The 15,970-nt window shown below is 43.9% G+C and carries 15 protein-coding genes and 1 other annotated feature; of the genes, 12 read left to right on the top strand and 3 right to left on the bottom strand.

Features of this window, described 5'->3' with window-relative positions:
• Nucleotides 1-78: 78 nt before the first annotated feature.
• A complete protein-coding gene (locus tag DUK53_RS00475) occupies nt 79-1,191 on the bottom strand; it encodes an aminopeptidase (RefSeq protein ID WP_036089059.1) in 1,113 nt (370 codons plus the stop codon).
• 229 nt (nt 1,192-1,420) lie between these two features.
• On the opposite strand from DUK53_RS00475, the gene DUK53_RS00480 reads away from it, so the two are divergent.
• The 6 genes from DUK53_RS00480 to DUK53_RS00505 all read left to right on the top strand — a co-directional run bounded on the left by DUK53_RS00480 (nt 1,421) and on the right by DUK53_RS00505 (nt 7,314).
• Entirely contained in the window at nt 1,421-1,879 is a 459-nt protein-coding gene (locus DUK53_RS00480) for a DUF948 domain-containing protein (protein WP_036079392.1), read from the top strand.
• 22 nt (nt 1,880-1,901) lie between these two features.
• Nucleotides 1,902-2,429 carry a YtxH domain-containing protein gene (locus DUK53_RS00485; RefSeq protein ID WP_036089060.1) on the top strand — a complete coding sequence of 176 codons (528 nt, stop codon included), beginning with the start codon at nt 1,902-1,904 and terminating at the stop codon, nt 2,427-2,429.
• Nucleotides 2,430-2,691: 262 nt separating this feature from the next.
• Entirely contained in the window at nt 2,692-3,777 is a 1,086-nt protein-coding gene (locus tag DUK53_RS00490) for a bifunctional 3-deoxy-7-phosphoheptulonate synthase/chorismate mutase (protein ID WP_036089061.1), read from the top strand.
• Between the two features lie 470 nt (nt 3,778-4,247).
• A complete protein-coding gene (gene ccpA / locus DUK53_RS00495) occupies nt 4,248-5,246 on the top strand; it encodes a catabolite control protein A (protein ID WP_036072480.1) in 999 nt (332 codons plus the stop codon).
• Nucleotides 5,247-5,353: 107 nt separating this feature from the next.
• Nucleotides 5,354-5,556, top strand: a binding site (T-box leader).
• A 44-nt stretch (nt 5,557-5,600) separates the two neighbouring features.
• On the top strand, nt 5,601-6,860 hold the full coding sequence (gene tyrS, locus DUK53_RS00500) for a tyrosine--tRNA ligase (RefSeq protein WP_036089063.1): 1,260 nt from the start codon (nt 5,601-5,603) through the stop codon (nt 6,858-6,860).
• Entirely contained in the window at nt 6,853-7,314 is a 462-nt protein-coding gene (locus tag DUK53_RS00505) for a GNAT family N-acetyltransferase (protein ID WP_052165058.1), read from the top strand. The genes tyrS and DUK53_RS00505 overlap by 8 nt, the downstream gene beginning before the upstream one ends.
• Nucleotides 7,315-7,425: 111 nt before the next feature.
• On the opposite strand, the gene rpsD is transcribed toward DUK53_RS00505, so the two are convergent.
• Entirely contained in the window at nt 7,426-8,028 is a 603-nt protein-coding gene (gene rpsD, locus DUK53_RS00510; protein WP_036072475.1) for a 30S ribosomal protein S4, read from the bottom strand.
• 218 nt (nt 8,029-8,246) lie between these two features.
• Nucleotides 8,247-8,735, bottom strand: coding sequence for a GAF domain-containing protein (locus DUK53_RS00515; RefSeq protein WP_036089066.1), 489 nt, complete (start codon nt 8,733-8,735; stop codon nt 8,247-8,249).
• Nucleotides 8,736-8,903: 168 nt separating this feature from the next.
• Between DUK53_RS00515 and DUK53_RS00520 the strand changes: the two genes are divergently transcribed.
• The 6 genes from DUK53_RS00520 to argJ all read left to right on the top strand — a co-directional run bounded on the left by DUK53_RS00520 (nt 8,904) and on the right by argJ (nt 15,959).
• Nucleotides 8,904-10,625, top strand: coding sequence for a septation ring formation regulator EzrA (locus tag DUK53_RS00520; protein ID WP_036089068.1), 1,722 nt, complete (start codon nt 8,904-8,906; stop codon nt 10,623-10,625).
• Nucleotides 10,626-10,773: 148 nt separating this feature from the next.
• The gene (locus DUK53_RS00525) at nt 10,774-11,910 is read left to right on the top strand and encodes a cysteine desulfurase family protein (RefSeq protein WP_036089069.1); all 1,137 of its coding nucleotides are present in this window, start codon (nt 10,774-10,776) and stop codon (nt 11,908-11,910) included.
• The gene (thiI, locus tag DUK53_RS00530) at nt 11,910-13,121 is read left to right on the top strand and encodes a tRNA uracil 4-sulfurtransferase ThiI (RefSeq protein WP_036133216.1); all 1,212 of its coding nucleotides are present in this window, start codon (nt 11,910-11,912) and stop codon (nt 13,119-13,121) included. Before DUK53_RS00525 ends, thiI begins: the two co-directional genes overlap by 1 nt.
• A gap of 163 nt (nt 13,122-13,284) precedes the next feature.
• Nucleotides 13,285-13,488, top strand: coding sequence for a CsbD family protein (locus tag DUK53_RS00535; RefSeq protein WP_036089071.1), 204 nt, complete (start codon nt 13,285-13,287; stop codon nt 13,486-13,488).
• Between the two features lie 200 nt (nt 13,489-13,688).
• Nucleotides 13,689-14,717 carry an N-acetyl-gamma-glutamyl-phosphate reductase gene (gene argC / locus DUK53_RS00540; RefSeq protein WP_036089072.1) on the top strand — a complete coding sequence of 343 codons (1,029 nt, stop codon included), beginning with the start codon at nt 13,689-13,691 and terminating at the stop codon, nt 14,715-14,717.
• Between the two features lie 45 nt (nt 14,718-14,762).
• Nucleotides 14,763-15,959, top strand: a complete 1,197-nt coding sequence (gene argJ / locus DUK53_RS00545; RefSeq protein WP_036133311.1) for a bifunctional glutamate N-acetyltransferase/amino-acid acetyltransferase ArgJ — start codon at nt 14,763-14,765, stop codon at nt 15,957-15,959.
• Nucleotides 15,960-15,970 lie beyond the last annotated feature (11 nt).

The following is a 15,970-nucleotide window of genomic DNA, read 5'->3' on the forward strand; positions in this document are numbered from 1 at the left end:
GTATTCCTGGTTTGCAGTTCTTTTTTTGTGCATCAAAAAAGGAATCCCGTTGCTGAAATTGGGATTCCTTGTCGATATTTAAATTAAGTTTTCCGGGTTTAACTTCTCAAGTTCTGGAATCACGAATCGGCCGTCTTTGCGAATAAGCACATCGTCAAAGTAAATCTCGCCGCCGCCGTATTCCGGACGTTGAATGTTCACAAGATCCCAGTGAATCGCGGAATCATTACCATTTGGCGCTTCGTCGTAACATTGACCAGGCGTGAAGTGGAAGCTGCCTTCGATTTTTTCGTCAAATAGGATATCTTGCATCGGCTCATGGATAAATGGATTCACGCCAATCGCGAACTCGCCAATAAAGCGTGCGCCTTCATCTGTGTCCAAAATTTTGTTAATGCGTTCGGTGTCATTTGCAGTAGCCTTCACGATTTTCCCGTTTTCAAAAGTAAAGGAAACATTTTCAAAAACGAAACCTTGGTAAGGGGATGGCGTGTTGTATGTGATGGTTCCGTTGATAGAATCGCGCACAGGAGCCGTATAAACCTCGCCATCAGGAATATTTAATTGACCAGCACATTTGATTGCAGGAATGTCTTTAATCGAAAAACGCAGGTCTGTGCCTTCTCCAACGAGGCGAACGCGGTCGGTTTGATTCATCAACGTTACGAGACTCTCCATCGCTTCACCCATTTTGCTGTAATCAAGGGTACAAACTTGGAAATAGAAGTCCTCGAAGCCAACTGTGCTCATCTTAGACAATTGTGCCATCGAAGCGCTTGGATAACGCAAGACAACCCATTTCGTTTGCTTCACGCGGATACTCGTATGCATTTTACCGACTGTTTCGCCGTTGATTTTCAATTTCTCAGCAGGAACATCGGATAGCTCATTGATATTATCGCCAGCACGCAACCCGATATACGCGTCCATTTCCTTCATGACATTGCCTTCAAATTCAGCAATTTTCGCATATTGTTCTGGATTTGCGCCCAGCATCATTTCCCGGTCAATTTGCGGTTCCTTCAAGGATACGAATGGAAATCCGCCAGCTTTATAGGCTTCCGAAACAAGCGACGTCACCAATTCCTTTTGTACGCCGAAGTTTTCAATAAGTACTTTTTCGCCTGGTTGTAGGCTTATAGAGTAGTTGATTAAGTTATACGCTAGTTTTTCAATACGTGGATCTTTCAAGAAAATCACTCCATTTCATTTTTTCCACCGTTTCGCGGCACCCCTATAGTTTACTCCAAATCGTCGAAATATGCTTCCAAAAAGAATTTATCTTGTTGCCGCCATGCTATTTTACTTCCCTTTTTCGCATAATATTGCTAAAATGAAGACAGCCCGTTCTTCAAAAATGGTCGTTTTACATAGACGCATTAGGGGTAAAGTGTTAGATATATGTGGAGGTGTGGAGAAGGTGGAAATAATTTTATACATTGCGGCTCTAATTGCAGCAATCGCGCTACTTGTCATTGCGGTTTATCTAGGCATGACGCTTAAATCAACCTCAAAAACAATGGATGAAGTGGCCAAATCGCTCGAAGAAATGACAGGTGAGGTCAAGGGGATTACGGATCAGGCCGAGAAATTAATGAGCAAAACGAACGATCTTCTCGAAGATATCAATGGCAAAGTGGCAAAAGTAGATCCAGTTTTCGACGCGGTTGGAGACATCGGAGTATCGCTTCTTGGGCTAAGTCAATCCGTTCGTGAACTAGCAACACTTGCGACGAATAAAGTCCACACAAATGAGACTAAAATCGTACAAGCCGTATCATTTAGTAACTCCATTTTATCATTCCGTGATAAGATGAAAGCCAATAAAGCTGCCAAACAAGCTGCGGCGGAAGCGAAAGAAGAAACAATCACTTTATAAAATGAAGATGGAGGGAAAATATATGTCTGGAAAAGATGGAATTAACGTAAAAGATTTTCTAATCGGTGGTTTAATCGGAGGTATCGTAGGTTCGGTAACGGCACTACTTTTAGCTCCAAAATCAGGTAAAGAACTACGCGGCGACCTAAACGAGCATGTCGAAGTTGTGAAAGAAAAAGGGGCGCAATGGAAAGATGTTGCCTACGAAAAAGGAATCGAAATTGGCAATGTAGCCAAAGATAAGAAAGATGCCCTTGTCGATTCTGCATCCGGTTTTGTCGGTGTAGTAAAAGACAAATCAGGTCAGCTGTATGAAACGGTTTCTAAGCAAACAAAAACTGTGAAAGATACAGCCGTAGCAGGCGTTGAAGCAACAAAACAAGCAGCGCAAAAAGCAGGCGAAACATTCAAATCCGAAGCGAAAGATGTGGGCGCTGACGTGAAGAAAGCGGCTGACAAATCAAAGGAAGAAGTAGAAGAAGCTTCTAAAACAGCAAAAGACAAAACAGAAAAAATTGTAGATGACGCGAAAAAAGAATTGAAAAAATAAAAGATGGGTTATAAATGAGGTGTGAGAACACTTTGTTTATAACCTTTTTTTCTTGCGAGTAACCGATTTTTGGAAGCGATGACGAAAAATTAGCTTGCATTTGGCGAGAAGGGATGTTAGTATTAATCTTGTAACATTCACTTTAACACTTAAAAGCGCTTAAGTAGAAAAGCGATATGGTGACAAATGAATCGTTTTCATCTATAATGATAAAATATACTGTAAAAAGATATACAGGGAAATTGGAGAGGTGGCAAAAAACATGGGTAATCCAAATTTAGAAGAATTACGCGCACAGGTTGATAGCTTAAACATAGAGGTTTTGGAGGCTATTAATAAACGAGCAAATTTAGTACAAGAAATCGGTAAAATTAAAGGCATGCAAGGTGTTATTCGCTTTGACCCAGTTCGTGAGCGTCAAATGTTGAACGCAATTACAGATGCGAACAAAGGGCCATTTGAAGATAGCACGATCGAGAAGCTTTTTAAAGAAATTTTCAAGGCTGGTCTAGAATTGCAAGAAGACGATAATTCGAAAGCATTGCTTGTTTCTCGTAAAAATAAGAAAGAGGACACCGTTGTCAATGTGAATGGCGTGCCAATCGGAAACGGTGTACCAACATTCGTATTCGGTCCGTGTTCTGTAGAATCTTACGAGCAAGTAGCAACGGTGGCTGGTGCAGTTCGTGATAAAGGCCTGAAATTACTTCGTGGTGGCGCATTTAAGCCGCGTACAAGCCCGTACGATTTCCAAGGACTTGGCGTGGAAGGATTACAAATTTTGAAACGTGTTGCTGACGAATTTGGCCTAGGCGTGATCAGTGAAATCGTGACGCCTCGTGATATCGAAGTGGCGCTAGATCACATCGATGTTATCCAAATCGGTGCACGAAACATGCAAAATTTTGAACTTCTAAAAGCGGTGGGTCAAGTAGACAAGCCAATCTTGCTAAAACGTGGATTATCTGCGACGATTGAAGAATTTGTTGGTGCTGCCGAATACATCATGGCGCAAGGGAACGACCAAATTATTCTTTGCGAACGCGGTATCCGTACGTACGAAAAAGCAACACGCAATACATTAGATATTTCTGCTGTTCCAATTTTGAAACAAGAAACACATTTACCAGTTATGGTCGACGTGACGCATTCTACGGGACGTAAAGATTTACTACTTCCATGTGCAAAAGCAGCGTTGGCAATCGGCGCGGACGGCGTTATGGCTGAGGTGCATCCAGACCCAGCAGTAGCCTTGTCTGATTCAGCGCAACAAATGGACTTGAAAGAGTTCGATGCATTCTGGGAAGCGATTTTGAAATCGAAGTTAGTCCCATCCAACATCCAATAAAGTCTTCAGCGTGGCGACAAACGATCATCTCCGTCGTTAAAAGCTGTGTTCCGATGCTCACATACACCAGTATGCTCCGCTTCGGTACTCGCTTTTGCCTAGGATCTAATCATTTGTCGCCACGCTGAGGTTTGGTGGGGAGTCGGATTTTTTAGTAAATAGTTATGCAGAGAGTGGTTAGGAAATGATTTCCTAGCTGCTTTTTTTGTGTGTATAAAGGGAGAGTGAATTGGTTTACGTGGAGTTATGTAAGGGAATACATTAGCTGTGGGAAGGGGTTTGCTGGATTTTGTGATGGAATAGTCGAATGAAACGCTTTCTTCTGAATTTTTAGTAATGTAAATAATAAGTGAAAACAATTGCATAACGAAAAAAACTATCGTATTATTAAGTGTAGGCACGATTGTGTACGTTTACAATGGTTACATATGGCTAACCGTTAAAATAAATGAATCTGGAGAGTGAAATGAATGAATATAACAATTTATGATGTGGCGCGTGAGGCGAATGTTTCGATGGCAACTGTTTCTCGTGTTGTCAATGGGAATCCGAATGTGAAGCCGGTTACTAGAAAGAAAGTATTAGATGTTATTAAACAGCTCGGATATCGTCCGAACGCGGTGGCTAGAGGGTTAGCTAGTAAGAAGACGACGACGGTTGGTGTGATGATTCCTGATATTTCGAACGTTTTTTATGCGGAATTGGCGCGTGGGATTGAAGATATCGCGACGATGTATAAATATAATATCATTTTGAGTAATTCGGATGAGAACGAAGATAAGGAATTGCAAGTGTTGAATACGTTACTTGGTAAGCAAGTGGATGGTATTATTTACATGGGTGAGCGTATTTCTGAGCAGTTGCAAGAGGAATTCGATCGTTCGCCAGCACCGGTTGTTTTGGCGGGTTCTGTGGATGCGGCAAACAAAATTGCATCGGTGAATATCGATTATAAACAAGCAAGTTATGAGGCTGTGTCTCGCTTTACGAAGAATGGTCATAAAAAAGTGGCGTTCATTAGTGGTTCGCTAGATGAGCCGGTAAACAGTGAGTTGAAATTAGGCGGGTATCGTGAGGCGCTTAAAGAAGCCAAAATTAAATTTAACGAAGACTATGTGTTGGAAGCGGCTTATAATTATGAGGCTGGTGTCAAAGCTTGGGCGCAGTTAAGTAGCTTGAAAGCAACGCCTGACGCGATTTATGTGGCAGATGACGAGCTTGCGATGGGTGTCTTGAATGCCGCGCTTGATGCTGGTGTGAAAGTGCCGGAAGAGCTTGAAATCGTGACTTCCAATAATACGAAATTGACATTGATGGCGCGTCCACAATTGTCAACGGTGGTTCAGCCTCTGTATGATATCGGTGCCGTAGCGATGCGTTTATTGACGAAATTAATGGCAAACGAAGAAGTAGAAGAAAAAACAGTTATTTTACCACATAGCGAAAAAATGCGCGGAACAACGCGTTAATTTTATGGAGAGTCGGGCAGTCTAGAAATAGATTTGCTCGGCTTTTTTAATATTGTTTCTTGACATCTGTTTTGGGCTGTGTTAAAAATAGAAGTACAATATTATATCGAAAAGCTATGAACGGACGAAGTAGTCGCTTATCCCTGTGGAAAAGAGAGCTGGTGGTCGCTGCAAACCAGTACAAATAAGGCGGACGAATTACATCCCGGAGCATATTTGCATTTGCAAACGGTTTTTGCCGTTATCTTAATGAAGCGAGGAAGATTTTTTCCTAAGTTGGGTGGTACCACGTATATTTTGCGTCCCTTCGTCAGTAGACGGAGGGACTTTTTTTATGGAAAAGGAGAGAATGAGATGAATATTATTGATGAGTTAGAGTGGCGTGGCGCGATTTACCAGCAGACTGATGAAGCTGGACTTCGTGAATTAACGGAAAAGGAATCGATTTCGTTGTACTGCGGGATTGATCCGACGGGAGATTCGATGCATATTGGGCATTTGATTCCATTTATGATTTTGCGTCGCTTCCAAAACAAAGGGCATCGTCCGATTATTTTAGTTGGCGGTGCAACAGGATCGATTGGTGATCCGAGTGGTAAGAAAGAAGAGCGCCAACTGCAATCGATCGAACAGGTCAATAAAAACGTTGAAAGCCTGCGTGGCCAGTTAGAAACAATTTTTGATTTTGCTGGTGACAATGGCGCGATTATGGTGAATAATTATGATTGGACGAAAGATTTGACAGTGCTTGACTTCTTGCGTGATTTTGGTAAAAATTTCAATGTCAATACGATGCTGGCAAAAGATATCGTGGCGAATCGTCTGGAAGTTGGGATTTCGTTCACGGAGTTCTCATACCAAATTTTGCAAGCGATGGATTACAATGAGTTGTATGAAAAGCACAATTGTCGTCTGCAAATTGGCGGTAGTGATCAGTGGGGAAATATTACGGCAGGGCTTGACTTGATTCGTAAAAAACAAGGCGAGGGCTCTAAAGCGTTTGGTTTGACGATTCCGTTGTTAACAAAAGCAGATGGCACGAAATTTGGTAAGACAGAGGGTGGCGCGATTTGGTTGAATCCGGAGAAGACGACGCCGTACGAGTTCTACCAATTCTGGATTAACACGGATGATCGCGATGTTGTGAAATACTTGAAATATTTCACGTTCTTAGATCAAGGCGAAATTAGCGATTTGGAATCAGCGGTCAAATTGGAACCGCATCGCCGTGCCGCGCAACGTTCTTTAGCTGCTGAAATGACGCGTTTCATTCATGGGCAAGAGGCGTTAGATCAAGCAATTAAGATTTCGGAAGCTTTATTCAGTGGAGATGTGAAAGTGCTGACGGCGGATGAAATTGAGCAAGGTTTTAAAGATGTGCCAACGTTTGAGGCGGGCCAAGAGGAGAAACTGCTTGTAGACTGGCTTGTTGATCTTGGTATCGAGCCTTCCAAGCGCCAATCACGTGAGGATATTGGGAATGGCGCGATTTATATCAATGGCGAGCGTGTGCAGGATCTTGAAAAAGTAGTGACGAAAGCGGATCGTGTGGAAGATCGCTTCACCATTGTTCGTCGCGGTAAGAAAAAATATTTCTTGGTGCGCTATGTCTGAGGGATTACGTTTAACAGCGATGCCAAAAGAGCATTTCTCTGATTTTGCGGAGTCGCTTAGTGTGGGTTATGCGAAGGATCAAGCAGATGCAGGAATTTGGCCGCGCGATGAAGCGTTGTTCAAGGCAAGAATGACGACGATGGAATTGCTTCCTGATGGCGTTGCAACAAAGGATCATTTTCTTTGGGAAGTCATGCAAGGGGAAGCGTTTGTCGGGACGTTATGGGTTTTTCAAGAAGAGAAAACCTATTTTATCTATGATATTCTGATTTTCGATGCGTTTCAAAATAAAGGTCTCGGCAGTGCGTTGTTAGTTTTGCTTGAGGAAAATGCAAAAGAACGAGGAATTACCGAGATATCGTTGCATGCCTTTGCGCACAATAAGCGGGCGGTCCATGTCTATAAAAAGATGGGTTTTGAAGTCGTAGATATTACCATGAGAAAATATGTATAAAGTGTTTATTTTGTTTGAGTAAGATATCATGTTTCCTTCGTGATATCTTACTCTTTTTTTGCCGCAACAAAAAACCACGAATGCGAGTTGCATTCGTGGTTTTTAAGGCGATTAACGTGAATAGAATTCTACGATAAATGCTTCGTTGATTTCAGCGTGTAATTCTGAACGTTCTGGCAGGCGGCTTAATGTACCTGTCAGTTTTTCAGCGTCGAAAGTTAGGTATTCAGGCACGAATGCCGCAACGTCTAAGCTTTCAGCGATTGCTGATAATTTAAGAGATTTTTCGCGAACACTGATTACTTGACCAGGTGATACTTGGTAAGAAGGGATGTCTACGCGTTTTGAATCTACTAAAATGTGACCGTGGTTTACTAATTGACGTGCTGCACGACGAGTGCGAGCAAGACCTAAACGGTATACCACGTTGTCAAGGCGTTGTTCTAGCAAGATCATGAAGTTCTCACCGTGTTTACCTTGTAATTTTCCAGCTTTTACGAACGTGTTTTTGAATTGACGTTCTGTTAAGCCGTACATGTGACGTAATTTTTGTTTCTCTGCTTGTTGTAAACCGTACTCAGAGATTTTTTTACGTTGTGTCGGACCGTGTTGCCCTGGAGCGTACGGACGACGTTCTAATTCTTTACCTGTTCCTGAAAGTGATAACCCTAAACGACGGGAAATTTTCCAGCTTGGACCTGTATAACGAGCCATCGATTGACTCCTCCTTTAAATTTGTTTTAGCATAAAACAAACAAGTGTGACCAACCAAATACGTGCAGTTTATCTTCATGTATCTTCGCCCTTGCAGCAGCAGGTTACAGGATACACCACGAAAAAATCGGGGATAAACAACGGTCATATTCATCATCACTCAAGCTGCATTTTACACGCTTTCTAGTATAGTACATTTTGCGTACTCTTGTCAAACTTTATTGTATCGACGCTTTTAAAATAGTGACGACTTGCTCTAAGTACTGTTGGTCGGTTTCGTCAAAACGGTTCAAGGAAGGGCTGTCGACGTCTAAAACGCCAAGCAGTTTTCCATCATGGACAATTGGAATAACGATTTCGGAATTGGATGCTGTGTCACAAGCGATGTGTCCAGGGAAATCGTGAACGTTTTGGACGAGGTACGTTTTTTGTTCTGCGGCGGCTGACCCACAAACACCGCGACCTAGTGGAATACGGATGCATGCTGGGAGGCCTTGGAATGGACCGAGGACAAGTTGGTTGCTCGTTTCTTCATATAAATAGAAGCCAACCCAGTTAATGTCGGTTAGCGCTTGGTTTAATAGAGCGGAGATGTTGCTGATATTGGCTAGGAAGTTAGGCTCACCCGCGATCATTGCTTCGACTTGTTTGACGCATAATTGATAGTTTTCTGCTTTTGTTCCAGTGAATTTTGGAATTTCAATCATTTTTTTCACCACTTTTTCATAATTTTTGATTTTAAATAAGGCAAATACAGCGGAATCGTGTTAGAATAGTGTATGTGTATAATGAATTAGTATAGCATGGATTTGTCATTTGTACTTAATGAAGTGATTTAAAAAAATAGAGATAATGGGATAATAGGAGGAAACGACATGTTTGTTTGGTATTTGGTCGGCTTTGTAGTCATTGTAGCCGTTGTTTTTGCGGTTGGATACATAATGAAGAAAAAGCATTATCAGCGAATTAACGCGCTTGAGGAGCAGAAAATAGAATTGATGGAGCGTCCGGTGATTGATGAGCTCACGAAGGTGAAGAAGTTGCGGCTTACCGGGCAGACGGAGGACTTGTTTGAATCGTGGCGCGACTCGTGGGACGATATTGCGACGAAATTATTTCCAAACTTGGAAGAGTATATTCTTGGCGCGGAGCAACATACGGATCGCTATCAGTTCCGCCAAGCGACGCAGATGGAAAATCAGGTGGAGCAGGTGATTCATGAGATCGATACGCAAATGAAGCAAATTTTGCGTGGATTGAAGGAATTGATTGCTAGTGAGGAACGCAATGCGCAGGATATTCGGATGGCGAAGGATAAATTCACGACGTTGCGCCGTGAGGTTTTGAGTAATGGGTATAAGCTTGGTGACGCGTTACATAGCGTGGAAGGCGAGTTAGATACGATTGCGGAGAACTTGAATCGGTTTGATATGTTGACGGATCAAGGGGATTATTTGGAGGCACGGGAAGTGGTGTTGAATGTCCAACATGATCTGGAGAAATTAGGCGTGAAACTGGAAAAAATTCCTGTTTTGCTGCGTGAGAGCGATGTTGTTTTACCGGACGAAATGGGCAAGTTGCAAGCGGGTTATGATGAAATGGCGCAACAAGGCTATTTCTTGGAGCAATTGCAACTGGCTGCGGAATTGGACCGGATGAGCAATCGGGTGACGGATTTGAAAGACAAGATTGTGGCAGGGGAACTAGAAGCCGTGGAAAGCGGTGTGGCAGAACTGCATACGGAAATTAACTTGTTTTACGATACATTGGAGCATGAGGTTGAGGCGCGCCATTTTGTGAAGGAAAATCGTATTGTGGTGGAAGCGAAACTGGAGAAACAGCTCGATGTGTCGGACGCGTTAGCTGAGCAGATTAAAGAAGTGAAGCAGACGTATCATGTGACGGAAGAGGATTTGGCAAGCTATTTGAAAATTGCAAGCCAGTTAGAGCTCCAGAAAGAACAGTTGGCGACCGTTACGGAACGACTTTCTGAGGTTAAAATTGCGTATTCGGCGGCAGAGGATGCGTTGAAAGAAATTGATGCGGTTGTGTCGACGATTTCCTTAGAGCAAGACGCATTTGCAGAAGAATTGCGTTCGCTACGAAAAGATGAGCTAGAGGCGCGTGAAGATGCAGATAGAATGCGTCGGGCGATTCTGAATTTGAACCGTAGATTGGATCGTGAGCGACTTCCTGGTAAGCCAGAGGACTACTTGGCGCTATGTGAGCACATGGAGGCGTCGATTTCTAAGCTAGAACAGAAGTTGGAAGAGAAGCCGCTGAATATGAAATCGGTGAATCACGAGTGGCAGGTGGCGCAAGAGGATTTGGAGCATTTGACCGAGAAAGCGGATGAAATGATTGAGAACGCGCATTTAGTGGAGCACGTGATTCAATATGCGAACCGTTATCGTTTACAGACGCCGGATCTTGCAATAGCATTACGTCAAGCGGAAGACCATTTTTATGATGATTATCAATATAAGAAAGCGCTGGAACTTGCAGTAACGGCTTTGGAAAAAGTAGAGCCGAGTGCGTTTAAGAAGATTGAGAAGGCGTATGAAATGAAGATAAATGTGGATGAAGTAGAGGAATAATGAAGCGAGAAATGTCGTCTTATCCGAGTAAGAAGGATGGGACGATTTTTCTTTGTTCCGAGCGCGGATTTTTTTGAAATGTATGCGCGCGGTTGGTGATTCTGTGATAGAATAATGAATGAGAATTAATTCATGGGGGCTTTTTTGGATGATTTATTTTGATAATAGTGCGACGACAAAGCCGCTGAATGCTTGTGTGGAGACATATGCAAAAGTAGCGACGAACTATTTTGCGAATCCGTCCTCTCTTCATGGCTATGGTTCGAAGGTTAGTGAGTTGCACGAACAGGCGCGGATTCTTGTGGCTGGGATGCTCGGGACGCTGCCTGAGGAAATTATTTTTACATCTGGTGGGACGGAAAGTAATAATATGGCGATTAAGGGCGTGACGGGATTTTATCGTAATCGCGGGAAGCATGTGATTACGACGGCGATTGAACATCCCTCGGTCCAAAATACGATGCATAGCTTAGAGGCGCAAGGATTTGAAGTAACGCGGTTGCCAGTCGATGCGTCGGGCGTTGTTTCGGTGGAAGATTTGAAAAGTGCGCTGCGGGAAGATACGATTTTGGTGTCGGTGATGCATGTGAATAATGAGGTTGGCTCTGTGCAGCCGATTGGAGCGATTGCGGAGGTACTGAAAACGCGACCGCAGACCTTTTTTCATGTGGATCATGTGCAGGGATTGACGAAGGTGGCGCTGGATGTTGCGGACGTCGACTTGGTGAGTATTTCTGGACATAAGATACATGGCTTGAATGGGACTGGCGTTTTGATAAAGAAGAAGCACGTATCGGTGATGCCGCTTTTGGATGGTGGTGGGCAGGAATTTGGTCTGCGAAACGGGACGGAAAATACGGCTGGTGTCGTGGCTTTTGCGAAGGCGTTGCGGATTGGTTTGGAAGAGCAGAAAGCACATGTTGCTGATCTAGAAGCGATTCGCGATTATTTGCTAGACGCGCTTGCGGGTATTCCAGAGGTTTCGATTCATACGGATAAAAACCAGGCGGCACCGCATATTTGTTGTTTTTCTGTCGTTGGGCATCGTGGCGAAATTTTGGTGCATGCGTTGGAGAAATATGAGATATATGTTTCGACGACGAGTGCTTGTTCTTCGCGTGCCAAGCTTGCTAGCAGTACGTTAAAAGCGATGCGGGTGACGGATGAAGAAGCTGTGGGCGCCGTTCGTGTGAGCTTGTCTTACCAGAATGCGATGGCGGAAGCAGAGCGTTTTATGGAAGCAATACAAGAGATTATCAAAAATTTGAATGAAGTGGTGAAATGATGAAATATGATCGTATAGTCGTTCGGTATGGCGAGTTATCAACAAAAGGCCGGAACCGGAAACAGTTTATTAAAAAATTAGCGCATAATGTGAAACGAGCGATTGCAGATTTTCCAGAAGTGAAAGTGTTCGGAGAGCGTGATCGGATGTATTTACTATTAAATGGAGCGGATGATCAGGTTATTTTAGAGCGGTTGCGTCCGATTTTTGGGATTCAGTCGTTTAGTCCGGCAGTTCGGGTACCTCAGGATTTGGAGGAGATGAAGCAAGCTGGATTGTCACTTGTTCGCGCGATGCATCAGGCTGGCGGGAGTTTCAAAGTGAATGCGCGGCGTGCGGATCGGTCATTTGAGCTGGATACGAATGGGATTAATCACGAGCTCGGCGGGTTTATTTTGCAAAATATCGATGACTTGCATGTCGATGTGAAAAATCCAGATGTGAAGTTACTTGTTGACGTTCGTAGTGAAGGAATCTTTTTGTCGTGTCAGACAATTCAAGGCGCGGGCGGTTTGCCGGTGAGTTCTTCGGGGCGCGCGATGTTGATGCTTTCGGGTGGGATTGATAGTCCTGTTGCGGGATATTTGGCGATGAAACGTGGTGTGGAGGTTGAGGCGGTGCATTTTCATAGTCCGCCGTATACGAGTGAGCGCGCGAAACAAAAAGCTGTTGATTTAGCTGGAAAATTGGCGCAGTATAGCGGGCAGGTGCAGATGCATGTGGTGCCGTTTACCGCGATTCAAGAAATGATTAAAAAGCAAATTCCGGAAGGGTTCACGATGACGGTGACGCGTCGGATGATGTTGCGGGTTACGGACGAGCTGCGCCGACGCCGGGAAGGTTTGGCGATTGTGAATGGTGAGAGTTTAGGCCAGGTGGCGAGTCAGACGCTGGAGAGTATGCTGGCGATTAATGCTGTGACGACAACGCCGATTATTCGTCCTGTGGTATCGATGGATAAAAATGAGATTATCGAGATTGCGCAGGCGATTGACACGTATGATATTTCTGTGCAACCATTCGAGGATTGCTGCACGATTTTCACGCCACCATCTCCGAAAACACGTCCTAAATTAGATAAAGTGGAGCGTTATGAAAGCTTTATAGATTTTGAGGCGTTGGTGCAGGAAGCGGTGGATGCGACAGAAACTTTTTCTGTGGAAGTTGCAGATGTGAAAAAAGTACAGGATGAATTTTCAGATCTATTTTAACAAGGGAGACGATGCCGATTGTGGTGTCGTTTTTTTATTGGTGGGAATCGTTTCATATTTCAGATATGTTTTTTCTATAACTAACAGGGTAAAAATGAAGTAGAGGCAAGGAAATGTTTTTGACAATGCATCACGGTTAAAAATAGAAGGAGGAATGAATTTTATGGTAGACGATAAAGGCAAGAAGGAGCAAGTAAAGGGTGGAGTGAAGGAAAAGACAGGGAAATTGACTGGCGATAAGGAAAAGCAGACTGAGGGCTTTTTGGAAAAAGCGAAGGGCAAGGTGAAAGAAGCGGCATCGGATGCGAAGGAAACAGCAGAAGGCGTGAAGAATGCTGTGAAGAAGGACTCGGATAAAGAGAAATGATATATTGCGTGATGGAGGGCCGTTCTGATGAGCGGTCTTTTTTGATGGGGATTTGTGAATGTGTTTTGCATAAAAAAAGAACGAATATGCATATATAGTGCATAAAAATAGTTTTATAATTTATAAAAAACCATTTGACATTATAAATATACAAGTTTATAATAAGTTTTATCATAAAAAATAAGAAGGGTGGGAAAATCATGAAAGTTTCGATTATTGGAGCAACAGGTTATGGAGGGCTCGAATTACTTCGACTATTGCATCAACATCCGCAAGTTGAGATTGCTTCTTTGCATAGTTTTTCCGCTCAGACGGATGATATTTCGCGATTTTACCCGCATTTACATACGGTTTACCATCATGAGCTGGCCGAGATTGACGTGGCGAAAATAGCGGAGGAAAGTGAGGCGGTTTTTCTTGCAACGCCTAGCGGGGTCGCGAAGGAGGCGGCGCAACCGTTTATCGATGCGGGGATGAAGGTTATTGATTTGTCCGGGGATTTCAGGTTGACGAAGGAGAAATATGAGAAGTGGTATAACAAGGACGCAGCGCCGGTTGCTTACTTGAATCAGGCGGAATACGGGTTGGCGGAATGGCGGGAGAACGTGGACACGACGTTTATTTCGAATCCTGGTTGTTATGCGACGGCAACTTTGCTTGGTTTAGCGCCACTTGTGATGCATGGCAAGGTCGAGGCGGATTCTATTATTGTGGATGCGAAATCGGGCATTTCTGGGGCGGGTAAGACGCCGAGCGCGAATACGCATTTTCCGGAGACGAACGAGAACATGACGCTGTATCGGATGAACCAGCATCAGCATATTCCAGAGATTATTCGGCAGTTGCGCGTGTGGGACGCGGGCATTGATGCGATTACGTTTTCGACATCGCTTATTCCGGTGACGCGAGGCATTTTTGCAACGATTTATGTGAAGGCAAAAGGCGAGACTTCGACGGAGGAACTGCTTGCGCTTTACCGAGAAAGCTACGATGGAAAGCCATTTGTTCGTATTCAGGATAAGGATGTTTATCCGACGCTCAAACAAGTGACGGCTTCGAACTTTTGCGATATTGGGCTTTGTTATAATGAAAGAACGAATATGATTACGATTGTTGTAGTGATTGATAATTTGGTCAAAGGGGCCGCGGGACAAGCGATTCAGAATTTGAATTTGATGGCCGGATTTGAGGAGACGGCTGGGCTTGATTTTATACCGGTTTATCCTTGATTAGGGGGAAATACGATGGAGAAGGTATTGGAAAAAGAGGATTGGATAACGGTTGAAAATGGCACGATTGCGACGCCGCTCGGTTTTTTCGCGGATGGGAAGCATTGTGGTTTAAAGCGTAAAAAGAAGGATATCGGGATTATTTTTTCGGAAAAGCCAGCGGAGGCAGCAGCGGTTTACACGATGAATCAGATGCAGGCGGCGCCGATTTTTATAACAAAGGATAGCTTGGCGGCGAATCAGACGTTGCAGGCGATTGTGGTCAATAGTGGTGTGGCGAATGCGTGCACTGGGAAGCGCGGCTTGGAAGATGGCTTTGCAATGCGGGCGCTGGCGGCGAAACATTTAGGCATCGCGGATACGGATGTGGCGGTTGCGTCAACAGGCGTGATTGGCGACTACTTACCAATGGAAAAAGTGGAGGCAGGCATTGCGTCATTGGATGCGAAGTCGGGTGTGAGCGCTGATTTTCACGAAGCTATTTTAACGACGGATACGGTACAAAAAGAGCTTACATTGCAAGCAAAAATTGGCGGTAAAACGATTACGATTTCAGGTGTAGCAAAGGGATCAGGGATGATTCATCCGAATATGGCGACGATGCTCTCATTCATTACGACAGACGCAGCGGTACCAGCTAAACTATTGCAAAAATTGCTAAAACAAAAAGTAGATCAAACGTTCAATCAAATAACGGTGGACGGGGACACATCAACGAATGATATGGTTGTCGTGATGGCTAACGGCTGCGCGGGAAATACCACTTTTTCAGAAGGTACACCAGAGTTTGCGACATTTACCAAAATGTTTTACGCGGTGTGCCAACATTTAGCGAAAAGCATTGCGAGAGACGGCGAAGGAGCGACGAAACTCATTGAAGCCCAAGTGAAAGGCGCAACATCAAAAGAAGACGCGAGGATGATCGCGAAACAAATTGTATCGTCAAGCCTTGTGAAAACAGCGATGTTCGGCGAGGATGCGAATTGGGGCCGAATAATTTGCGCGATTGGCTACAGTGGCGGGCGTTTTTCACCAGATAATATCACGATTCGAATTGGTGAGACTGTGATTTTAGAAAAAAGTGAGACGGCAGCGTACAATCCGGATGTACTGGCTGATTATTTGCAAAAAGAAAATATCCTAATCGAGGTGAATCTGCATAGTGGCTTGGAAGCAGGAACCGCTTGGGGATGCGATTTAAGCTATGATTATGTCAAAATAAATGCGTGTTATCGGACGTGAAAAAGGGGTGA

It is taken from the genome of Listeria sp. SHR_NRA_18 (assembly GCF_003856515.1).
GTDB lineage: Bacteria > Bacillota > Bacilli > Lactobacillales > Listeriaceae > Listeria_A > Listeria_A newyorkensis.